Origin of the sequence: Candidatus Sodalis pierantonius str. SOPE, from assembly GCF_000517405.1 — a bacterium.
GTDB classification, from domain to species: domain Bacteria; phylum Pseudomonadota; class Gammaproteobacteria; order Enterobacterales; family Enterobacteriaceae; genus Sodalis_C; species Sodalis_C pierantonii.
This window is the reverse complement of sequence record NZ_CP006568.1, coordinates 1,996,235-2,018,040: the sequence shown is the minus strand read 5'-3', so window position 1 is coordinate 2,018,040 and position 21,806 is coordinate 1,996,235. Positions and strand designations below refer to the sequence as shown.

12 protein-coding genes and 7 pseudogenes are annotated in these 21,806 nt (G+C 53.0%); 11 read left to right on the top strand and 8 right to left on the bottom strand.

The window, feature by feature from the left end; all coding sequences use genetic code 11:
* Positions 1-40 precede the first annotated feature (40 nt).
* The gene (locus SOPEG_RS10375; protein WP_025244151.1) at positions 41-964 is read left to right on the top strand and encodes an IS5-like element ISSoEn1 family transposase; all 924 of its coding nucleotides are present in this window, start codon (positions 41-43) and stop codon (positions 962-964) included.
* A 287-nt stretch (positions 965-1,251) separates the two neighbouring features.
* Here the strand turns inward: SOPEG_RS10375 and SOPEG_RS24585 are convergent, their stop codons facing one another.
* Both SOPEG_RS24585 and SOPEG_RS10370 read right to left on the bottom strand, forming a co-directional pair.
* Positions 1,252-2,070, bottom strand: coding sequence for a nitrilase-related carbon-nitrogen hydrolase (locus SOPEG_RS24585; RefSeq protein ID WP_071882171.1), 819 nt, complete (start codon positions 2,068-2,070; stop codon positions 1,252-1,254).
* Positions 2,071-2,079: 9 nt separating this feature from the next.
* A pseudogene (locus SOPEG_RS10370) lies at positions 2,080-3,018 on the bottom strand (Rpn family recombination-promoting nuclease/putative transposase).
* Positions 3,019-3,089: 71 nt separating this feature from the next.
* Between SOPEG_RS10370 and SOPEG_RS10365 the strand changes: the two are divergent.
* Together SOPEG_RS10365 and SOPEG_RS10360 are read left to right on the top strand one after the other, a co-directional pair.
* Complete coding sequence (locus SOPEG_RS10365) at positions 3,090-3,332, top strand: hypothetical protein (protein WP_025245280.1); 243 nt, start codon at positions 3,090-3,092, stop codon at positions 3,330-3,332.
* Between the two features lie 183 nt (positions 3,333-3,515).
* Positions 3,516-4,270: pseudogene (locus SOPEG_RS10360) on the top strand (IS5-like element ISSoEn1 family transposase); the annotation flags it as partial.
* Between the two features lie 42 nt (positions 4,271-4,312).
* Here SOPEG_RS10360 and SOPEG_RS10350 read toward each other — a convergent pair.
* From SOPEG_RS10350 to SOPEG_RS10340, 4 genes and pseudogenes are all read right to left on the bottom strand, one after another.
* Positions 4,313-5,520 (bottom strand): annotated as a pseudogene (locus tag SOPEG_RS10350) (IS256-like element ISSoEn2 family transposase).
* Positions 5,521-5,580: 60 nt separating this feature from the next.
* Positions 5,581-5,796, bottom strand: a complete 216-nt coding sequence (locus SOPEG_RS27390; RefSeq protein ID WP_148297051.1) for a hypothetical protein — start codon at positions 5,794-5,796, stop codon at positions 5,581-5,583.
* 12 nt (positions 5,797-5,808) lie between these two features.
* Positions 5,809-6,192 (bottom strand): Panacea domain-containing protein, encoded by a 384-nt coding sequence (locus SOPEG_RS10345; protein WP_236851740.1) that lies wholly within the window; start codon positions 6,190-6,192, stop codon positions 5,809-5,811.
* 175 nt (positions 6,193-6,367) lie between these two features.
* Complete coding sequence (locus tag SOPEG_RS10340; protein ID WP_025245276.1) at positions 6,368-7,162, bottom strand: BRO-N domain-containing protein; 795 nt, start codon at positions 7,160-7,162, stop codon at positions 6,368-6,370.
* Between the two features lie 475 nt (positions 7,163-7,637).
* On the opposite strand from SOPEG_RS10340, the pseudogene SOPEG_RS26260 reads away from it, so the two are divergent.
* The 3 pseudogenes from SOPEG_RS26260 to SOPEG_RS10320 all read left to right on the top strand — a co-directional run bounded on the left by SOPEG_RS26260 (position 7,638) and on the right by SOPEG_RS10320 (position 12,022).
* Positions 7,638-8,845: pseudogene (locus tag SOPEG_RS26260) on the top strand (IS256-like element ISSoEn2 family transposase).
* Between the two features lie 256 nt (positions 8,846-9,101).
* Positions 9,102-10,472, top strand: a pseudogene (locus tag SOPEG_RS10325) (glutamine synthetase family protein).
* 172 nt (positions 10,473-10,644) lie between these two features.
* A pseudogene (locus tag SOPEG_RS10320) lies at positions 10,645-12,022 on the top strand (APC family permease).
* Positions 12,023-12,043: 21 nt separating this feature from the next.
* On the opposite strand, the gene sbcB reads toward SOPEG_RS10320, so the two are convergent.
* The gene (gene sbcB, locus SOPEG_RS10315; RefSeq protein WP_025245275.1) at positions 12,044-13,465 is read right to left on the bottom strand and encodes an exodeoxyribonuclease I; all 1,422 of its coding nucleotides are present in this window, start codon (positions 13,463-13,465) and stop codon (positions 12,044-12,046) included.
* A 483-nt stretch (positions 13,466-13,948) separates the two neighbouring features.
* On the opposite strand from sbcB, the gene SOPEG_RS10310 reads away from it, so the two are divergent.
* From SOPEG_RS10310 to SOPEG_RS10290, 5 genes are all read left to right on the top strand, one after another.
* Positions 13,949-14,872: an IS5-like element ISSoEn1 family transposase gene (locus tag SOPEG_RS10310; RefSeq protein WP_025243834.1), complete on the top strand. Its 924-nt coding sequence runs from the start codon at positions 13,949-13,951 to the stop codon at positions 14,870-14,872.
* A gap of 344 nt (positions 14,873-15,216) precedes the next feature.
* Positions 15,217-16,143, top strand: a complete 927-nt coding sequence (locus SOPEG_RS10305) for an IS5 family transposase (RefSeq protein ID WP_025245274.1) — start codon at positions 15,217-15,219, stop codon at positions 16,141-16,143.
* Between the two features lie 729 nt (positions 16,144-16,872).
* The gene (locus SOPEG_RS10300; protein WP_025245273.1) at positions 16,873-17,322 is read left to right on the top strand and encodes a type III secretion system chaperone; all 450 of its coding nucleotides are present in this window, start codon (positions 16,873-16,875) and stop codon (positions 17,320-17,322) included.
* 2 nt (positions 17,323-17,324) lie between these two features.
* Positions 17,325-17,582, top strand: coding sequence for a hypothetical protein (locus SOPEG_RS10295; protein ID WP_025245272.1), 258 nt, complete (start codon positions 17,325-17,327; stop codon positions 17,580-17,582).
* A 238-nt stretch (positions 17,583-17,820) separates the two neighbouring features.
* Positions 17,821-19,083, top strand: coding sequence for a hypothetical protein (locus SOPEG_RS10290; protein WP_025245270.1), 1,263 nt, complete (start codon positions 17,821-17,823; stop codon positions 19,081-19,083).
* Between the two features lie 1,362 nt (positions 19,084-20,445).
* Here SOPEG_RS10290 and SOPEG_RS10285 read toward each other — a convergent pair.
* A pseudogene (locus tag SOPEG_RS10285) lies at positions 20,446-21,655 on the bottom strand (IS256-like element ISSoEn2 family transposase).
* Between the last annotated feature and the right edge of the window lie 151 nt (positions 21,656-21,806).

Sequence of the window (21,806 nt, the reverse complement as noted above, 5' to 3'; positions counted from 1 at the left end):
GCGGCTCTGATCACTACATTCGTTTCAACATCAGGTCCCCATGGCAAAGCAAAAGTTTAAAATCACCAACTGGCCCGCATATAACAATGCGCTCAGGCAGCGGGGGGACCTGACAGTATGGCTTGATGAGTCAGCCATTGCTGCATGGACTGAGAGTACACCACCTGAACATCGTGGCCGGCCGCTTCACTACACCGATATGGCCATTACCACGGTTCTGATGATAAAGCGCGTGTTTAACCTTTCGCTCCGGGCGTTACAGGGTTTCGTTGACTCGATTTTTAAACTGATGGGGCTGTCGCTGCGCTGCCCAGATTACTCTCTGGTCAGCCGGCGAGCAAAAACCGTCGACATCAGCATAAAAACGCCAACCCGCGGCGAAATCTCACACCTGGTCATCGATGGCACCGGCCTGAAAATCTTCGGCGAAGGCGAATGGAAAGTCAGGCAGCATGGGGCTGAGAGGCGCAGAGTATGGCGCAAGCTTCATCTGGCAGTAGATAGCGCGACACATGAAATTATCTGTGCCGATTTATCGCTAAGCGGTACGACAGATGCGCAGGCGCTGCCCGGGCTGATTAACCAAACCCACCGGAAAATCAGGGAAGCGTCGGCTGACAGTGCTTACGATACGCGTTACTGTCATGATGCTCTGCTGAGGAAAAAAATAAAGCCGCTTATCCCACCGCGAAGTGGTGCGCAATATTGGCCAGCTCGATACCATGAGCGTAACCATGCGGTGGCAAATCAGCATCTGAGCGGCAATAACGATACCTGGAAAAAGAAAGTAGGTTATCACCGGCGTTCACTGGCTGAAACGGCCATGTTCCGGTTTAAAACACTTTTGGGTGGTCATCTGAGTCTGCATGACTATGACGCGCAGGTAGGTGAGGCTATGGCAATGGTCAAAGCGCTTAACCGGATCACGTTGTTAGGAATGCCAAACAGCGTCCGCATCATGTAACAATCGCCCTGATAGGGAGGAAGTCGTCACAAATTTCGGATTTATTCAACAAAGCGTATAGCCTGTTTAAGAATTAACCAACTGGCTAGAAAATTGTATTTTTACGTGATGATATATCATGTTTATTTGTAGTGTCTAGTAAACTAAGAAATTTCTGGGTCATGACTCAGATCTGTTGTGTGATATAAGGCTGTTTTATGCCTTACAGATGATTGTAGCATCAAAGAGATCGTATTTTCTAAAAGTATCAACAAATCTGAGTCACGACAGAAATTTGAAGGCACTCCTTAAACAATAAGAGAGTGATCAATATTGTAAAGATCTTTTCGCCGCCCTCGAAGGTAAGGTAGTTCTAATCTTGTTTTAGCCTGCAGGTTAAAATCTACATAACCGAACACAAGACCTTCGTCATCTCCTAGTGTTGATGTCAATGGTTTGCCTCGCGGGCTAATTAGTTGACTATCGCCGAAGAAATTAATTTTTTCCTCTTTTCCACAACGATTTACAGCAACTAAGTGAATACCATTTTCTAAAGCTCTACTAGCACAATTTATATTCCAAACATCCTTATAATGTATGCACCATGCAGCAGGAAGAAACAAAATATCCGCACCACTCAACGTTAAAATCCTAGCTATCTCAGGGAAACCTGCATCGTGGCAGATCATGATACCAATTTTGCACATTGGAGTATCAAAAACCGGAATATTAGTTCCAGACGAAAACCAGTTTCTCTCACTATCAACCAGATGTATTTTCCTAAATGTCCCTTTCCAACTTTTTCCTCCCGGTACCCATACTCCTGAAGAATTATAAATCTCCCCTAATGATCCGCCCCGCTCGATAAAACCACAAATAATTGTCAAGTCGAATTTTGTTGACAAACTACTTAACAATTGATCTGTTTCACCACCGCGCAGTTCACTAAAAGTCCATAATTCAGTTCCTAATATATCAAGAGAGTAACCAGTCGTTACTAACTCTGGAAAGCAAATGATATTAGCTTGGTTACTGGCTGCTTTTCGGCAGTAATCTTTTATATGTGATAAGTTTTTTTGTTTATCACCCAAAACCGTATCAATTTGTGCGAGTGCTATTTTCGGCAAAATTCATTCCTATTTGGATAGAGAAGCCAGCTCATGATCGGATAGGCCGGTAGCGATTTTGATAAGATTTAGCTCAGCCCCGTTAGCCAACAGCTGTTGGGCGATCTTGAGCGAGGCTAGATTTTTCACCTTTTTCTATGCCTTTCTGCTCGCCAAGCTGGATGCCCTTTTGGATGCCCCTTTGCTCACCTTTAGCTTCAAGCTGCTCTGCAATGGTCATAATGTCCTCCTGGTAATCAGTGGCTTTGACAGCAATATGCTGTAGGAATTGTGATTCATCCGAAGTATTTCTCCGCTCTGCAATATAGTACATCAGGCTACGGAACTGCTCTTTTGGTATCGCCCATAAATTCAGCAACCGGGCTATATCATTAGCAAACTCCAGCATATCGCGAGTTCGGATGTGCTTCTGCACTAACTCTAGCAGCGCTACCCGCCGATGAGACAGTATTTCATCATCCGGCATAGCTGTGATATCAACCAGCGGGAATGCTTTCCTGTAGACTGATTCTGCCAGTTCAGGGTCAGTAAAGCAATCGAACCATTGTGTGCTGTAGGGATAGGGCGATGTGGTGCCGTGATAGAACAGCAGCGGAATCACCACCGGCAAAGAGTCATTGCCCTGTTCGAGGTGCCGTTGCATGGCCGCGATGGCATACCTTATCAGGCGAAATGCCATCAGCTTTTCCGGGCGGCTTTGGTGCTCAATAAGGCAGTAAACGTAGCCATCATGGCCCGTCGTGGTCTTCATCGAGTAGAGCATATCCGAGCACTGGCCTTGAGGTCGTCTTCGATAAACGAGCCGTAGGCCATCGCCAGAGTGCTGAAATCACAGCGCTCCCGCAGGTGCGGCGGCAGATGGATTTCCAGAAAGTCTCGGGCTACAGCTATATCGCCGAGGAACTTTTTGAACAGGGCGTCATGTTGGGATAGTGAGGATTTAGCCATATTTACACCGACTTTGACACAGAGTGCGGCACCTTACCGTTTCTGCTTATCTAAAGGCAAGGAGTATTGAAATGTTGGGCACAACGCATGGGATTTCCTTCGTCAAATGTGGGGAGTTCAGCGGTCAAATTTGGGCGATTCTGGCGTTATCGGCAGGTCGAAATGAGCGGCAAGTTATTGATAAAAATGTCGTGTATTGTCGTGTTTTGTTGTGTTTTGTCTCCTATTTTTTGAGCAATGCACTCAATCAATGCATTGATATTTATGAGTTTTATGTATTTTTACGCAGCCATGATGCCGATGGTGTGATGTAAAATTAGGGTATTTAAATTCAAAGAGTTATAATCAATCGTTCGAAATTACTCGAAATTCGATCGAAATAATTATATCTCTATCCACTCTGAACCTCTGGTGTCGCGGGGCTTTTTGTTGAATAAATCGAACTTTTAGGTGACTGGCGGCTCTGATCACTACATTCGTTTCAACATCAGGTCCCCATGGCAAAGCAAAAGTTTAAAATCACCAACTGGCCCGCATACAACAATGCGCTCAGGCAGCGGGGGGACTTGACAGTATGGCTTGATGAGTCAGCCATTGCTGCATGGACTGAGAGTACACCACCTGAACATCGCGGCCGGCCGCTTCACTACACCGATATGGCCATTACCACGGTTCTGATGATAAAGCGCGTGTTTAACCTTTCGCTCCGGGCGTTACAGGGTTTCGTTGACGCGATTTTTAAACTGATGGGGCTGTCTCAGCGCTGCCCAGATTACTCTCTGGTCAGCCGGCGAGCAAAAACCGTCGACATCAGCATAAAAACGCCAACCCGCGGCGAAATCTCACACCTGGTCATCGATGGCACCGGCCTGAAAATCTTCGGCGAAGGCGAATGGAAAGTCAGGCAGCATGGGGCTGAGAGGCGCAGAGTATGGCGCAAGCTTCATCTGGCAGTAGATAGCGCGACACATGAAATTATCTGTGCCGATTTATCGCTAAGCGGTACGACAGATGCGCAGGCGCTGCCCGGGCTGATTAACCAAACCCACCGGAAAATCAGGGAAGCGTCGGCTGACAGTGCTTACGATACGCGTTACTGTCATGATGCTCTGCTGAGGAAAAAAATAAAGCCGCTTATCCCACCGCGAAGTGGTGCACAATATTGGCCAGCTCGATACCATGAGCGTAACCATGCGGTGGCAATCAGCATCTGAGCGGCAATAACGATACCTGGAAAAAGAAAGTAGGTTATCAACCGGCGACCCTGTACACGATTCTGTGTAAATGCCTTTTCTCAGAAGTGATCGTCCAGGCGGTCACCGAACTCGATAATAAAGCGGCTCATTGCCATGCGCCAGTCCCTCAAAGGCATTGTCCATTTCTGTGAGGCCGCCTGTATCGCCAGCCACACCACCTTTTTCACTGCGTCGTCGGTCGGAAACACCTTGCGCTTTTTGATGGCATGCCGGATCACGCTGTTTAACGACTCGATGGCGTTGGTCGTGTAGATCACCTTGCGGATGTCCGTTGGGTAGGCAAAGAACGTGGCCAGATTGGCCCAGTTTGCCTGCCAGCTTCGACTTATTTGCGGGTAGCGGATGTCCCAGCACTGGAGAACGCTTCCAGCGCCTGCAAGCCGGCTTCTTCCGTAGGGGCCTGATAGATAGCTTTCAGGTCGCGGGTGACGGCCTTGTAGTCCTTCCAGGAGACGAACCGTAGGCTGTTGCGCACCATATGCACGATACACAGCTGGAGCCGCGCCTCCGGATACACCGCGTTAATAGCGTCAGGGAAACCTTTCAGCCCGTCTACGCAGGCGATAAGGATATCGTTCAGGCCGCGGTTTTTCAGCTCTGTCAGCACGTTCAGCCAGAACTTTGCGCCTTCATTTTCGGCCAGCCACATACCTAGCAACTCTTTCTGGCCTTCGATGTTGATGCCCAGCGCCAGGAACACAGATTTGTTGATGATGCGGCTGTCCTGCCGGACTTTTAGAACGATACAGTCAAGATAAACAATGGGATAGACTGCATCCAGAGGCCGGTTTTGCCATTCGACAACCTGCTCCATGACCGCATCGGTGACCTTTGAGACCAGCGCCGGCGAGACATCGGCGTCATACAGCTCCTTGAACGCAGCGGCGATCTCGCGGGTGGTCATCCCTTTGGCGTACAACGATAAAATCTGGTTATCCATCCCGGTAATCCGGGTCTGGTTCTTCTTCACCAGTTGCGGTTCAAAGTAACCGTCACGATCGCGCGGAGTACGCAGCGCCAGCGGGCCATCGCCAGTGGTAACGGTTTTTGTGGAATAGCCGTTGAGGGCGTTGGTCCCCGGTTTAGGCTGATTTTTATCGTAGCCGAGGTGATGGGTCATTTCGGCATTGAGAGTTGCTTCGACGCTGATTTTTTTCAGCAGCCGATCGAAGTGACTGAGATCTTCAGGGGTTTTGAGATTTTTGGCCAGTTCGTTAGCCAGAGCCTGCAACTGTTTTTCGTCCATAAATTAACCTGTTTTTGATGTTGGATTGAACATATCAAAATCAGGCAAATACACAAATTTCTAAACAGGCTCCCTGCTGAGCTTGAATAACGTGTCGGCCAGGGCCGCTTTTTCTTCTTTTTCACAACATCCCACACAGTAGTCCTGTTGCATATAACGCAGGGAGAATTCAGGTGGCCTTTGCTCTGCTGGTGAACTGAACTCAACATGCGCACTGATTCTTGCTGATTGTGTATCTTGTATTGGTTTAAGCCTTCCAGGTGGCTTGCATTTCATTTTTTCACCCTGCTATTTATTAATTCTGGTGTCAAAAAATGACTTCATAGAATCATGAGGTATAGGAGATTTTCCGTACCCTTCGATATATGAATTTGCCCATGGTGGCTCGCTGTGTGTCATATCACGAAGCTTCCATGCTGAGTACTGACCATAGACACGATATACTTCGTCAAGTAGTTCCTTTTCATCTTCAGAGAACTTACTAAAGTCTATATCATTTTCCGGCAATGGAAGCGCTTGGTTTTTAAAATCCTTATATTTTCGGTAGAGTTCAGGAACAACGGGGCCATGCATCCATGCCTCTATCTCTTCATTGAACAATGGCCTGTTGAGCAGAGCAAGAGAAAAGCCCTGCGCGTAGTAAACAAGCTTCTGTAACTTAAGATTAGACAAAAAATCGCCACTGTTCTCATCATTTCATTGCTTTGGGTCAGGAAGTAATCTGCCACATCGAAGCATGCTAGCATAATGCGACTCCTTTTATTGTATTGACTAAGACAGACACTCCAGTTAAAGCACTGATTGGGCGCTTAGTCAACCCCAGCCCCTCGACGAGCCGGGGCAGCTATCAGTGCCTCTGCGCGAACTGACCGGGTTCGGACTTGTGCCAGCGGGTCAGCGTATCGGTGAGCATGAAGGCGTTACTCTGGCTGGCTTCAGTGAGCAAGCTATCGATTTCACCCATCACGCTATCCACGTTCTCACGCTTGCGTACAAGCTGCCGAATGGTTCTCCTCTCAGCTTCTACCATAGCAGATTGCAGGCGTTCAATCACAGCCCATATGCGTTCGCATTCTCTGGCAATATGCGGGATATGGAGGACTTCCATTGGCTGGGGTGAGGGAACGCCGGTGACTTCACGTAACGCGTGCCATATGCCGTTGCTCCATGCCTGCTTGAAGCGGAAGTTATGGCTCATGTGCCAAATCAGGCGGGCGAGATTAGAGGTATCGTTAGCGGTGAAGAGTTCGTGTGACTCGGGTTTATAGACGGGATGCTCGTACTTGCCAGTCTTGCGGATTGAGGGAAGCACTTCACTCGTTACCCACTTGCGGAAGCGATGGGGCAGGGTGCCTTGCTTCACTGCATCGCGGCAGCGTAATACCAGGGTGAACATGCCGGATTCGGAGATGATGTTGATTTCTTGAACTCGATTATCGAACATGTCCCGATGACTAAGCCCTATGTTAAACATAGACCTTTCATCATCATCTAACTTTTCAATAGTTTGTGTAACGTTTTGAATTTGTAAAGTGGCACAAACATCTTGAGCAACAAACCACGGTTCACCATTAAGCATGATGGTTCGTACTTCGTGGCGTTCAAAATAAAATGGAGTAATGGCTGATACTGGAAGTGTCATGATGACCTCCGATGGTTACTTTGATGTAATCACCACCTAGAGGCTGGAATCGCTATATTGGTGGCGAGCTGAACAGGGTTCCAACTACCGGAGTAACCGCCGGCCAGCCTTGCGGCTGCCCTATCCAGCTCACCATTGAGGGCGGCTAGATTGCGACATAAAAAAACACGCTCGCGGCGTGTCATTCTGTCGCGGTTACTTCCGGCGGGGTTGGAATCCCGGCACCTGAATTTGCAGATGCAAAGCGACTATTAGCGCATGGGATTTCCTTCGTCAAATACGGGGAGTTGGGCGGTCAAATTTTGGCGATTCTGGCGTAGTCGACAGGTCGAAATGAGCGGTAACTTATTGATAAAAATGTCGTGTATTGTCGTGCTTTGTTGTGTTTTGTCGCCTATTTTTGAGCCCTGTTTAGAAATTTGTGTATTTGCCTGATTTTGATATGTTCAATCCAACATCAAAAACAGGTTAATTTATGGACGAAAAACAGTTGCAGGCTCTGGCTAACGAACTGGCCAAAAATCTCAAAACCCCTGAAGATCTCAGTCACTTCGATCGGCTGCTGAAAAAACAGCGTCGAAGCAGCTCTCAATGCCGAAATGACCCATCACCTCGGCTACGATAAAAATCAGCCTAAACCGGGGACCAACGCCCGCAACGGCTATTCCACAAAAACCGTTACCACTGGCGATGGCCCGCTGGCGCTGCGTACTCCGCGCGATCGTGACGGTTCCTTTGAACCGCAACTGGTGAAGAAGAACCAGACCCGGATTACCGGGATGGATAACCAGATTTTATCGTTGTACGCCAAAGGGATGACCACCCGCGAGATCGCCGCCGCGTTCAAAGAGCTGTATGACGCCGATGTCTCGCCGGCGCTGGTCTCAAAGGTCACCGATGCGGTCATGGAGCAGGTTGTCGAATGGCAAAACCGGCCTCTGGATGCAGTCTATCCCATTGTTTATCTTGACTGTATCGTTCTAAAAGTCCGGCAGGACAGCCGCATCATCAACAAATCTGTGTTCCTGGCGCTGGGCATCAACATCGAAGGCCAGAAAGAGTTGCTAGGTATGTGGCTGGCCGAAAATGAATCGCGCAAAGTTCTGGCTGAACGTGCTAACAGAGCTGAAAAACCGCGGCCTGAACGATATCCTTATCGCCTGCGTAGACGGGCTGAAAGGTTTCCCTGACGCTATTAACGCGGTGTATCCGGAGGCGCGGCTCCAGCTGTGTATCGTGCATATGGTGCGCAACAGCCTGCGGTTCGTCTCCTGGAAGGACTACAAGGCCGTCACCCGCGACCTGAAAGCTATCTATCAGGCCCCTACGGAAGAAGCCGGCTTGCAGGCGCTGGAAGCGTTCTCCAGTGCCTGGGACATCCGCTACCCGCAAATAAGTCGAAGCTGGCAGGCAAACTGGGCCAATCTGGCCACGTTCTTTGCCTACCCAACGGACATCCGCAAGGTGATCTACACGACCAACGCCAACGAGTCGTTAAACAGCGTGATCCGGCATGCCATCAAAAAGCGCAAGGTGTTCCCGACCGACGACGCAGTGAAAAAGGTGGTGTGGCTGGCGATACAGGCGGCCTCATAGAAATGGACAATGCCTTTGAGGGACTGGCGCATAGCAATGAGCCGCTTTATTATCGAGTTCGGTGACCGCCTGGACGGTCACTTCTGAGAAAAGGCATTTACACAGAATCGTGTACAGGGTCTTATTTTTTGAACAATTTCGGCATTTAATCTATTGATATTCATAGTTTTTATGCATTACAATGCTGCCATGCTGCCATGCTGCCGATGGCCTGACGACTCGTCCTCCGGCGCAGATTTGCCAGCCGGCGGCCTTACCGCTATGGTTGATGAGGGGCGTGGTTTTTTGTTGCGCCGCGCTCGGTTCGCGTTCGCGCGACGGCCACAGGCCTCTGAGGTGACCTATGGAAAATCTGGCAGATAGTCCGGCGGTTTTCGACCCCGGACCGACAGTGAGTCGAACCAGCGCGTTCCAGCGCGAAGTCGAGGCGTATCTGGAACGCTATCCCCATACCCGGCAGGTGGATCTCCTGCTGACGGATCTTAACGGTAGTTTTCGCGGTAAACGTGTTGCCCTCTCCAGCGTGCGCCATCTGCGGCGCGGTTTTTATTTCCCCGCTTCGGTGTATGCCATGACCGTGACCGGCAAGACGGTCGCAACGGCGGGCCTGGCCGGCGAGGACGGCGAACCTGACCTGCTGTGCCTGCCGCTCGCCGGCACCCTCAAACCCTCCGCCGCCGATCCCACGCACTGCGCGCAGTTACAGCTAACCATGCGTGATCGCGACAGCCAGCCCTATGACGTTGAACCGCGCAACGTGCTAAATCGCCTCTGGCAACAGCTGCGTGCGCACGGCATCTTTCCGGTGGTGGTGGCGGAGCTGGAATTTTATCTGGTGGACCGGCGGCGTAACGGGGCGCAGATGCCGCAACCGCCTCGCCAACCCGACGGCCGGCAGCCGGAAAATCAGCGCCAGGTTTACTCCCTGGACCGACTGGACCACTATGGCGCAGTCCTTGACGATATCGCCCGGCTGGCGCGCCTTCAGGGACTGCCGACAGAGGGCGCGGTGGCGGAGTCTGCCCCGGGTCAGTTCGAGATTAACCTCGCCCATAGCGACCAGGTGCTACACGCCTGCGATCAGGCGCTATAGTTGAAACGGCTGGTGCGCCGGGTGGCGGAGCAGCAGCGCCTGACTGCCACCTTTATGGCCAAACCCTATGAAGCCTGGACCGGCAGCGGCCTGCACATCCACCTCAGTTTGCGGGATGCCGCGGGCAATAACGGTTTACTGGACTCCCTGGGACGCCCGTCGCCGCTGATGGCGCGCGCTATCGCCGGGGTGCTGGATCTGCTGCCCGCGTCGATGGCGCTGCTGGCGCCCAACGTCAACGCCTTCCGGCGCTTTCAGCCGGGCGGCTATGTCCCGCTGCGCGCCAATTGGGGCGTTAACAATCGGACGGTGGCCGTGCGTATCCCCTGTAGCGATGCCGAGAATTATCGCCTGGAATATCGCGTCGCCGGGGCGGACGCCAACCCGTATCTGGTGGCGGTGGCCCTGCTGGCCGGTATAGTGCACGGGCTGGACGGCAATGCGCCGTTGCCGCTGCGCCAATGCGAAGCCCTGGCCCTGTTCGCCGACGATGTTCGCCTGCCCGCCCTGCTCGGTGAGCGTTTTTGCCGACTCTTCCATACTTGCAAAACCGCCGAACTGAGCGAGTTCGAGCGACGGGTGACGGCCACCGAAATCGATTGGATGCTGAACAACGCCTGATACGGCGCGTCTTGCCATCTTGCCATCGCTGTAGCAAAATACCTCCCGCAAAAACAACCGGCGCCGAAAGGTGCCGGTTTTTTCATCGCTGTTACGCGCAAAGGTTGCACGCGCGCGACATGACCGTCACCCGATGAGGCACCCTCGCGCGTGCATGAGGACGTAAATGAGTATGGGGCAGAAAGTTGTGGCAGGGCAGGCGCCAGGCCAACGCGCCACGTTGAAAAAAACCCTGACCCTGTTTCAGGTGGTGATGATAGGCCTGGCCTACCTGCAGCCGATGACGTTGTTTGATACCTTCGGCATTGTCTCCGGCCTGACCGATCGATGGGCATGTGGCCACCGCCTATGCGGTGGCGCTTTGCGCCGTTCTCTTTACCGCGCTCAGCTACGGTAAACTGGTGCGCCGCTTCCCCTCGGCCGGGTCGGCGTATACTTATGCCCAGAAAGCCATCAGCCCTGGCGTAGATTTTGTGGTGGGCTGGTCGTCGCTGCTCGATTATCTCTTCATGCCGATGATCAACATTCTGTTGGCGAAAATTTACCTTCAGGCACTATTCCCGTCGGTGCCGACCTGGATTTTCGTCGCCGGGCTGGTGGCGATGATGACGCTGTTCAATTTACGCGGCATCCGCTTGGTCGCCCATTTCAACATCCTGATCGTGGTGCTGCAGGTGGCGATTATGGTGGTATTCCTGGGCCTGGTGATCCACGGGGTGATGCAGGGGGAAGGCCGCGGCACCTTAGTGAGCATCGCACTGTTTTGGTCTGAAAATGCGCATGTCATTCCCATGATTACCGGCGCCACGATCCTGTGCTTCTCGTTCCTGGGATTTGACGGCATCATCTCATTGTCTGAAGAAACGCCGGATGCCGGACGGGTGATCCCACGGGCGATTTTCCTCACCGCGCTGATAGGCGGCGTGATTTTTATTATCGTCTCCTACTTTTTGCAGCTGTTCTTCCCGGATATCGCGCGCTTTCAGCATCCAGACGCATCGCAGCCGGAAATTATGCTGTATGTCGCGGGTAAACTGTTCCAGCCGGTGGTGCTGTGTTTTTCCTGCGTCACGGTGCTGGCTTCCGGTATGGCCTCCCATGCGGGGGTGTCGCGTTTATTGTACGTCATGGGTCGCGACGGCGTTTTTCCGGTGCGATTTTTTGGTTTCGTGCATCCCACCTGGCGTACGCCGGCCCTAAACGTGCTGCTGGTGGGCCTAATTGCCCTGTCGGCGGTGTCGTTTGACCTGGTGACCGCGGCCGCGCTGATTAATTTTGGCGCGTTGGTGGCATTCAGTTTCGTCAACCTGTCGGTCATCGCCCAATTCTGGTTGCGGGAGCGGCGGCGGCGCCGGTTAAGCGATCACCTGTACTACTTGCTGCTGCCGCTGGTCGGTGTGTTGACGGTCGGCTCGCTGTGGCTCAACCTGGAGGCCAGCTCCATGATGCTCGGGCTCTGTTGGGGCATCGCGGGCGTGGCGTATCTGCTGTTGATGACGCGCGGTTTTCGCCGGGCGGTGCCGCAGTACCGTGAAGAGCTGGCGGGGTAACGTTTCGCCCCCGCCTTGCCGTTACAACGTTTGCAAATAGTCAAACAGCGCGCGCAGCAGCCGCGCTTTTTGCTCATCCCCTTCATGGGCCTGATACAGTGTCTCCAATTGATGTACATGGGCCTCCAGCCGCTGCTCGGTAAAGCGGGTCTTGCGGTGCTCCAGCCAGCGTAACTGCTCATCGTGATCCAACGTGTGGGGAAAATTGCGCGCGCGGTAGCGAAACAGCAGAGGCTTAAGACGCGAGTCGACAAAGCTGATATCCAACGCCGGCAGATTTTCCGGGGCGGTGGCTTGGATAATATTCATCGCGGCGCGATCGGCATCGCTAAAGAAACCGTCATACAACTGCGCATCCACGTCGTCCGCAGGGGGAAAGGGCGCGCTTTCGGCAAACAGCGCCACCACTTTTTCCCTGACTTCCGGGCGGCGCCGCAGCCAGGTAAGGTTATCCAGACAGCGCTGGCGATGGATGCCAAGCCGTTCAGCATCCATCGGCCGCAGGGTGTTGGCGGGCGCCAGCACCGGGCATTTATTGAGATGTACCAGTTTGAGCGGTACCGCGGCATCTTCCCCCAGCGCGCCGCGCCGCGTGTACAGCCGGGTACGCAACGCATCGCTATCCAGATCCTCGAAGACCTGCATATCGCCGCTGAGATCGCAGACGATGAGCGCGTTGGGGTTATCGGGATGCCAGGCCAGGGGCGCAATCCAGGCGGTATTGCCCCGGGTGGCGCCGAACATACCAGACACATGGACCAGCGGTTTCATTGTTGCAATGTCCACCAGCGTCTTTAACTGATGTTTGCCGCGGTGGCGGCAAAGATAATCAAACAGCTTCGGCTGCGCCTGGCGCAGCAATTTGGCCATCGCCAGGGTCGCGTAGACATCGGCCATGGCGTCATGGGCATTGGCATGTTCAATCCCGTTGGCGCGGGTCAAATGCTCCAGGCGAAAGCTGGGCAGCCCCTCGTCATTCAACGGCCATTCAATGCCGTCGGGACGCAGGGCGTAGCAGGCGCGCACGACATCCAGCAGGTCCCAGCGGGAATTCCCCTGCTGCCAGCTCCAGCTGTAAGGATCGTAAAAGTTGCGGTAAAACAGGTTGCGGCTGACTTCATCGTCGAAGCGCACATTGTTATAACCCAGTATGCAGGTACCGGGCACGCTAAATAATTGGTGGATACGACGGGCAAATTCCGCTTCGGTGACGCCGTCACGCAACGCCTGCTGAGGCGTGATCCCGGTAATGAGCACCGCCTCCGGCTCCGGTAGATAATCGTCGGCCGGTCGGCAAAAAAACACTTCCGGCTCGCCTAAGGTCTCGAACTGGCTGTCGGCGCGAATACCTGCGAACTGCGCCGGACGGTCTAGGGCAGGGTGTTTACCGAACGTTTCATAATCGTGGACCAGAAATGTGGGCTGTGCTAACGGATTAGCCATGGCGTGGTCCCCTCCTTTTAGGGTAGTGGCTTCCTTCATCGGTCATGTTTAAGACGTCCAGTATGTACACGGGGTTCCCTGTCGCGTGGTGTTGATGTTGAGATCATTGCGCCTCCCGGACCCGGTCACCAGGGCTACCATCGACGGGGGGCGCAAGTCGGTAATCACCTTGATCTTCCGTCATGGTAACGCATCTTTGGTGATGGCTGAAACGTTGACTCGCGTCCCGCGGCGCTGCCGTGATCCCATCATCTGATTTTTATGTCGTTTGCCGCAGACGCTACACCGAGCGGCAAAGCGTTTGCGCCCGACGCACAACCTTGGCCACCGTCTCTGCCTGCCCGTTCGGCTTTCTGTACCGCTTCCTATAACGCTTCCCGATCACGTTCAGCCCTAGCGTCGCAAAGGGGCTTTGTTGAATAAATCGAACTTTTAGGTGACTGGCGGCTCTGATCACTACATTCGTTTCAACATCAGGTCCCCATGGCAAAGCAAAAGTTTAAAATCACCAACTGGCCCGCATATAACAATGCGCTCAGGCAGCGGGGGGACCTGACAGTATGGCTTGATGAGTCAGCCATTGCTGCATGGACTGAGAGTACACCACCTGAACATCGTGGCCGGCCGCTTCACTACACCGATATGGCCATTACCACGGTTCTGATGATAAAGCGCGTGTTTAACCTTTCGCTCCGGGCGTTACAGGGTTTCGTTGACTCGATTTTTAAACTGATGGGGCTGTCGCTGCGCTGCCCAGATTACTCTCTGGTCAGCCGGCGAGCAAAAACCGTCGACATCAGCATAAAAACGCCAACCCGCGGCGAAATCTCACACCTGGTCATCGATGGCACCGGCCTGAAAATCTTCGGCGAAGGCGAATGGAAAGTCAGGCAGCATGGGGCTGAGAGGCGCAGAGTATGGCGCAAGCTTCATCTGGCAGTAGATAGCGCGACACATGAAATTATCTGTGCCGATTTATCGCTAAGCGGTACGACAGATGCGCAGGCGCTGCCCGGGCTGATTAACCAAACCCACCGGAAAATCAGGGAAGCGTCGGCTGACAGTGCTTACGATACGCGTTACTGTCATGATGCTCTGCTGAGGAAAAAAATAAAGCCGCTTATCCCACCGCGAAGTGGTGCGCAATATTGGCCAGCTCGATACCATGAGCGTAACCATGCGGTGGCAAATCAGCATCTGAGCGGCAATAACGATACCTGGAAAAAGAAAGTAGGTTATCACCGGCGTTCACTGGCTGAAACGGCCATGTTCCGGTTTAAAATACTTCTGGGTGGTCATCTGAGTCTGCATGACTATGACGCGCAGGTAGGTGAGGCTATGGCAATGGTCAAAGCGCTTAACCGGATCACGTTGTTAGGAATGCCAAACAGCGTCCGCATCATGTAACAATCGCCCTGATAGGGAGGAAGTCGTCACAAATTTCGGATTTATTCAACAAAGCGTCGCAAAGGTGCCGAGGCAATAGGGATCACCTGGTACGGGCGCTAGGCACCCCTAATCGCAGAGTGATGGAGTAAACGACAATAACGCTAACGGCATGGCTGAAAAAATGAAAGACCTTAACCTCCGTCGTTCAGATCACGCTCCCGATGCGGGTACGCGCCGGAAATATATCGAATTACCCCAGATGTCGGCGAAAGTAGGGGGTTTATCCCGGCTTTGTTGAATAAATCGAACTTTTAGGTGACTGGCGGCTCTGATCACTACATTCGTTTCAACATCAGGTCCCCATGGCAAAGCAAAAGTTTAAAATCACCAACTGGCCCGCATATAACAATGCGCTCAGGCAGCGGGGGGACCTGACAGTATGGCTTGATGAGTCAGCCATTGCTGCATGGACTGAGAGTACACCACCTGAACATCGTGGCCGGCCGCTTCACTACACCGATATGGCCATTACCACGGTTCTGATGATAAAGCGCGTGTTTAACCTTTCGCTCCGAGCGTTACAGGGTTTCGTTGACTCGATTTTTAAACTGATGGGGCTGTCGCTGCGCTGCCCAGATTACTCTCTGGTCAGCCGGCGAGCAAAAACCGTCGACATCAGCATAAAAACGCCAACCCGCTGCGAAATCTCACACCTGGTCATCGATGGCACCGGCCTGAAAGTCTTCGGCGAAGGCGAATGGAAAGTCAGGCAGCATGGGGCTGAGAGGCGCAGAGTATGGCGCAAGCTTCATCTGGCAGTAGATAGCGTGACACATGAAATTATCTGTGCCGATTTATCGCTAAGCGGTACGACAGATGCGCAGGCGCTGCCCGGGCTGATTAACCAAACCCACCGGAAAATCAGGGAAGCGTCGGCTGACAGTGCTTACGATACGCGTTACTGTCATGATGCTCTGCTGAAGAAAAAAATAAAGCCGCTTATCCCACCGCGAAGTGGTGCGCAATATTGGCCAGCTCGATACCATGAGCGTAACCATGCGGTGGCAAATCAGCATCTGAGGGGCAATAACGATACCTGGAAAAAGAAAAAAGTAGGTTATCACCGGCGTTCACTGGCTGAAACGGCCATGTTCCGGTTTAAAACACTTCTGGGTGGTCATCTAAGTCTGCATGACTATGACGCGCAGGTAGGTGAGGCAATGGCAATGGTTAAAGCACTTAACCGGATCACACTGTTAGGAATGCCAAACAGCGTCCGCATCATGTAACAATCGCCCTGATAGGGAGGAAGTCGTCACAAATTTCGGATTTATTCAACAAAGCGGTTTATCCTATGGATTGGTGTGTAATGCGGCGTTGACCGGATAACGGGTAATTATCTAATCAGCGACAGTAAAGCGTCAAAATTAACAAGCCAAGGCAAGCCAATGGATATAAACCCAGAAAATGTTCCATCGATGACCGCGTTACCCTCAGGCATGGCCGAAGACCCGGATGAGAAGAGTGAACCTGAGCCCGACCTAAAAAGAGGGGTCGCGTTACCGTTTTCTTATCGGCAGGAAGTGTACCGCGGTCGCCCAGCTTCTCGCTGTACTGATTATATTCTTTCGGCACGCCGGGAGGGAGGGCTTAACAGCACAGAGAGACTCGTATTACCTTTTGCGAGGCCATCGGGCAATGTTTTCCCCGCGAGTTTAATTTAATCAGTCTGTTGTCGCGGCGTACCGGGTGGATTCACCTGCAGGACAACTTACATTAACCCGATTTATGCCGGCGCTAGCTTCATCCCCGGGCATTTACTTTATAGTTAATAGACGGTCTTCGGTGGCTAGGGTCTCTGAGCGGGGCTGGTGCTGGCCGGAGCACGATAACTACAGTGCGCCCGGAAGGAACCGCAGGAAATAAAACAACGCGTCAGCATAAAAACGGAATATTACCTATTCTTCAACCGATTTGGACGCGAGATGCCCGTGTCCGCTGCTAAATAAAGGGTGATAATGATGACGTTTGAACAATTATTACAGGTGCTCTCTGTGGAAACCCATTTAAATCTCGACGAAGCGATTGACAGCGGGGGTTGCACGTTGGAATTCGATAAGAATATCCGGGTGACGTTGGAGCATCATAATGGCTGCGTCTATATTTTCTCGCCGGTCATGGCAATCACCGGTGAATTGTCGGGGGAGTTTTTCGCCTCTTTGTTACAGGTACAGCTATTTGGTATTGCCACGCACCGCTGTTGGTTTGGTTATGATGTGGGCGGCCAGCGTATTATCCTGTTTTTCCTGATGGATCTGGCTTACAACAGCGCACAAAGCGCGCTGGAAAATATCGAGAATCTGATCGACCAATCCCATTACTGGCTCAAAACCTTGCCCGATATCGCTTGCCACCTTGGTGCTCAAGGTGGTGCTCCGCGGCCGGCAAACCACTTTGCACCGAGGTAAGTATGGAACCTGTCTCCCGCGCCGGTTTTGTTCTGCGCAGCGCCACCTATGCCCTACTGGATAAGGCGACTTGGCTGGATACGTTGGCGAGCCGTATCTCGCGCGGTAGCTTGAACCGAGATCGCCTGGCTTCTCGCTTGGTTGCCGACATGATGCATCTGGGCGGCGCTGCACTACACCAAACCCCCACGTTTAGAGATTACGACGCCGAGCTGGTAGCGTTCGGTCGCTCGGCCTTGTTGGCTGAAACCCACCAGTAATTTAAAGATGGCGCAGCGAATTTCGTGCGGCGTCTGCTGGCGTCCCGCGATTGTCAACCTTGGCTCCAGACGGTGGCCGCTTCCCTCACCGAACTGCTGTCGCCGGAGGTGGCGGATTATCCCTTGGAACGGGTTCTGACGGCGTTGAGCCGCCAGGAGAACGGCGAGGCGGTGCTCAGAATGGGACTGCGCAATGCGTTGGCGGGGGGGGGGGGGGCGCCTGCTCACCGCGCCGTTAATGTCGGCGTTAAAGCGGGCAATACTGGATAATGGTAAGTATCTGCCCACGTTTTATGGCCATCATGCGGCCGCCTGGTATTTACGTCGGTTGCTCACGCCTGACGATCACAGCCCGTTGAGTCCGCCCGTCAGCGCCTGGCTTATCGCGTCGGGGGGAGACTTATTCCGTTCGCTGTATCGACAAAAGGGCCTCCTCTATCAGCGTCTGGGCATCCAGCCGGCGGCGAGCGATATCGGGACTCTGTTTGTCCAAGGCTTCACTTGCACGATCAAAGCCACCGCCGACATGACGCCGGCGGCGCTGACCCGTTTGGTGCTGAAAGCCTATGTGAGCGGCTGTTTGCCGGCGCTTGAGACGTCGTTGGCCACGCTGCCGACGTCGGTCGGCCAGGATTTCCGCCAGCAGCGGGACACTATCTTGGCGTTCATCGACCGTTTGCCGGACGCGGAAATTACCGCCACCGCCGGCCTGCCGGATGAAATCACCGCGGTGACCGCCACTTTAGCGCGGGAAATCGCGCCGGCAGATAAACGTCCCCTTGACAAGCGCTGCGGTTTCCCGCTGCCGGTAAAACATCCGGTCATGCGCGGCAAATGGGCGGTGGATCCCGGTTTCGACCGGGCGTGGGATGAGGATATGACGCTTGTCATCCGCCCGGCGGAGCATGAGCTGCGGCTGTGGGTGCAAAAGGGCGTGCGGGCGTGGCACAGCGCTTGGCAAGGCGCCGGCGGCGCCAAGGCCGCCCCAAGCTGTGACGACGCGCTGGCGCGATTGTCCGCGCTGGTGCAAGGCAATGCGCTGGGGTTATTGGCCGTTACCCGCTTGCTTAATCCTGCGGGCATCGTGCAGGCGTTGGGGCAGCGCATCCTGTCGCCATTCGATGGCGGCCAGCCCGACCGGATATGTTATCAGGGGCTATGGTTACAGTTGGCGAAACCGACGGTAAGCTTTGAGGTGAGTTCGGAGGACGGCGTCAATATCGACGCGACGCTGAGCTGGCCTATTGTGCGCTATGGCCCCCGTTCCCGCTGTGATATCACTCCGCTGGAGACGGGGGGAGCGGCAATGCTGTCCAGTACCGTACAGATACACCTGGCGGTGACAGCACGCGGAATTGAACAACCCAGCGTCACGCTGGGGCCCGCCCGGCTGCTGATCCGGGAAATCTGGCGCAACAGTGCGCCGCAAGCACACCATGCCGCCGCCGCGCTGCCGGGATCGGGCAGCCCGCTGGTCAAAATGATGGGCGAGATCGATTAAGGCCTGTCCGCGTGACGGAACCACTACCGCGATGCCGACTGCGCCGCGCTACCGACGGGGAATCAAACCCTGTCGATACAGGAGGCGATATCGGATAGAGAGCGGAATTGAGCCGGTGTTAAAAGTCGCGGCCGAGTGCTAAAGGAAAGCCTGATGATATCCATTATGGGTACGGGTCACCGCGGCGCTTTGCAAATAAGTGCTTGATTTCAGGCCAGCCAACGGAGGATAAGAGCAACAACAATAATCCAAAATAATAAACAGATAATAAATACCTCCGCCAAGCAATATAGTGGGTCATTAAGATTCAATTCCGTAATTTATGTATGGGGTGCATAACAACTTAAACCAAAATGGAATGTCCTATGCCGGAAATACGGCTTACAGGTCGACATCATAAACATACCGACTTAAACCGCAGTTGAATATCAAATAACAATCCTGAAAAGCGAGTATTAAAATAGACAAGGTGAAAAGATGAAGATGATAGCCCATCCGCCGGGCAATGGCGGTTCCCCATGAAACGACAAAGATTTTTATTGCGAGTGAGACTATTATTAAACTGACTTAACGACCTTTTGACAATGGCTGTTTACGTTAAAGTTATTTTTCCCCAGAGAAAAAACGGCATCGTCGTTGTCGTTGTTAACAGCGATTGGCCTTTTTTATCATTAAAGGGCATAACCGGTGCCAGCAGACATTTTACTTTTGCCCGTACCCATCCCACCGTCTAACCGTTGCCATCCTCGCTTTCTCAGCGCGGCCGACTTGCTTGGTGGCCGAACGCCCGCCCAAAAGACGTTTGACGGCGCGACGACGCAATGCTTTTGCATAACCGGCGCAACATTTGCTTCCCTCCACGGTGCTAGCTTGTCGTAGGCCGTCGTCCCCGCTGTTGCAGGCCGTGGTTCACGCGGCGGTGCAGGCTACCGTTCCCGCGATTAAAGGTTACCGTCCCACGGTGGCGCCTGCCTGTGGCAGGCTATCGTCTCTACAGCGGTTTTCCCCTGCCGCGCTGCGGATTAAGGCGGATCCCGCCAGCGGGTCACTCCTCCCCGACCCGGCGGCTTCCGTCCCGCAGGTGAGTAGGCGGATAGGTGAATAGGTTGGCACTATAATTAGTTTGATTGTGGGGAGGTGATCAATTCTGCACTACGAAGGATTGATAAAAAACAAGGCGGAGGTCAATCAGGACGTGGCTTGAGGGAGATTTTGATAATTTTGCACAACGATTAACAAAATGAGTAATAATGTTATTTCTTGCGATCAATTTTGCACAAAAGAGATGTATTAACAATCATCTTTGGGAGGCTTTTAACTCATTTTTAGACCCTGTACACGATTCTGTGTAAATGCTTTTTCTCAGAAGTGACCGTCCAGGCGGTCACCGAACTCGATAATAAAGCGGCTCATTGCCATGCGCCAGTCCCTCAAAGGCATTGTCCATTTCTGTGAGGCCGCCTGTATCGCCAGCCACACCACCTTTTTCACTGCGTCGTCGATCGGGAACACCTTGCGCTTTTTGATGGCATGCCGGATCACGCTGTTTAACGACTCGATGGCGTTGGTCGTGTAGATCACCTTGCGGATGTCCGTTGGGTAGGCAAAGAACGTGGCCAGATTGGCCCAGTTTGCCTGCCAGCTTCGACTTATTTGCGGATAGCGGATGTCCCAGGCACTGGAGAACGCTTCCAGCGCCTGCAAGCCGGCTTCTTCCGTAGGGGCCTGATAAGATAGCTTTCAGGTCGCGGGTGACGGCCTTGTAGTCCTTCCAGGAGACGAACCGCAGGCTGTTGCGCACCATATGCACGATACACAGCTGGAGCCGCGCCTCCGGATACACCGCGTTAATAGCGTCAGGGAAACCTTTCAGCCCGTCTACGCAGGCGATAAGGATATCGTTCAGGCCGCGGTTTTTCAGCTCTGTCAGCACGTTCAGCCAGAACTTTGCGCCTTCATTTTCGGCCAGCCACATACCTAGCAACTCTTTCTGGCCTTCGATGTTGATGCCCAGCGCCAGGAACACAGATTTGTTGATGATGCGGCTGTCTTGCCGGACTTTTAGAACGATACAGTCAAGATAAACAATGGGATAGACTGCATCCAGAGGCCGGTTTTGCCATTCAACAACCTGCTCCATGACCGCATCGGTGACCTTTGAGACCAGCGCCGGCGAGACATCGGCGTCATACAGCTCTTTGAACGCGGCGGCGATCTCGCGGGTGGTCATCCCTTTGGTGTACAACGATAAAATCTGGTTATCCATCCCGGTAATCCGGGTCTGGTTCTTCTTCACCAGTTGCGGTTCAAAGGAACCGTCACGATCGCGCGGAGTACGCAGCGCCAGCGGGCCATCGCCAGTGGTAACGGTTTTTGTGGAATAGCCGTTGCGGGCGTTGGTCCCCGGTTTAGGCTGATTTTTATCGTAGCCGAGGTGATGGGTCATTTCGGCATTGAGAGCTGCTTCGACGCTGATTTTTTTCAGCAGCCGATCGAAGTGACTGAGATCTTCAGGGGTTTTGAGATTTTTGGCCAGTTCGTTAGCCAGAGCCTGCAACTGTTTTTCGTCCATAAATTAACCTGTTTTTGATGTTGGATTGAACATATCAAAATCAGGCAAATACACAAATTTCTAAACAGGCTCGTTCCGGTCACATCCGATCACTGATTCCGATTTCACCCGATCACTAATTCTGATTTCATCCGATCACTGATTCCGGTCG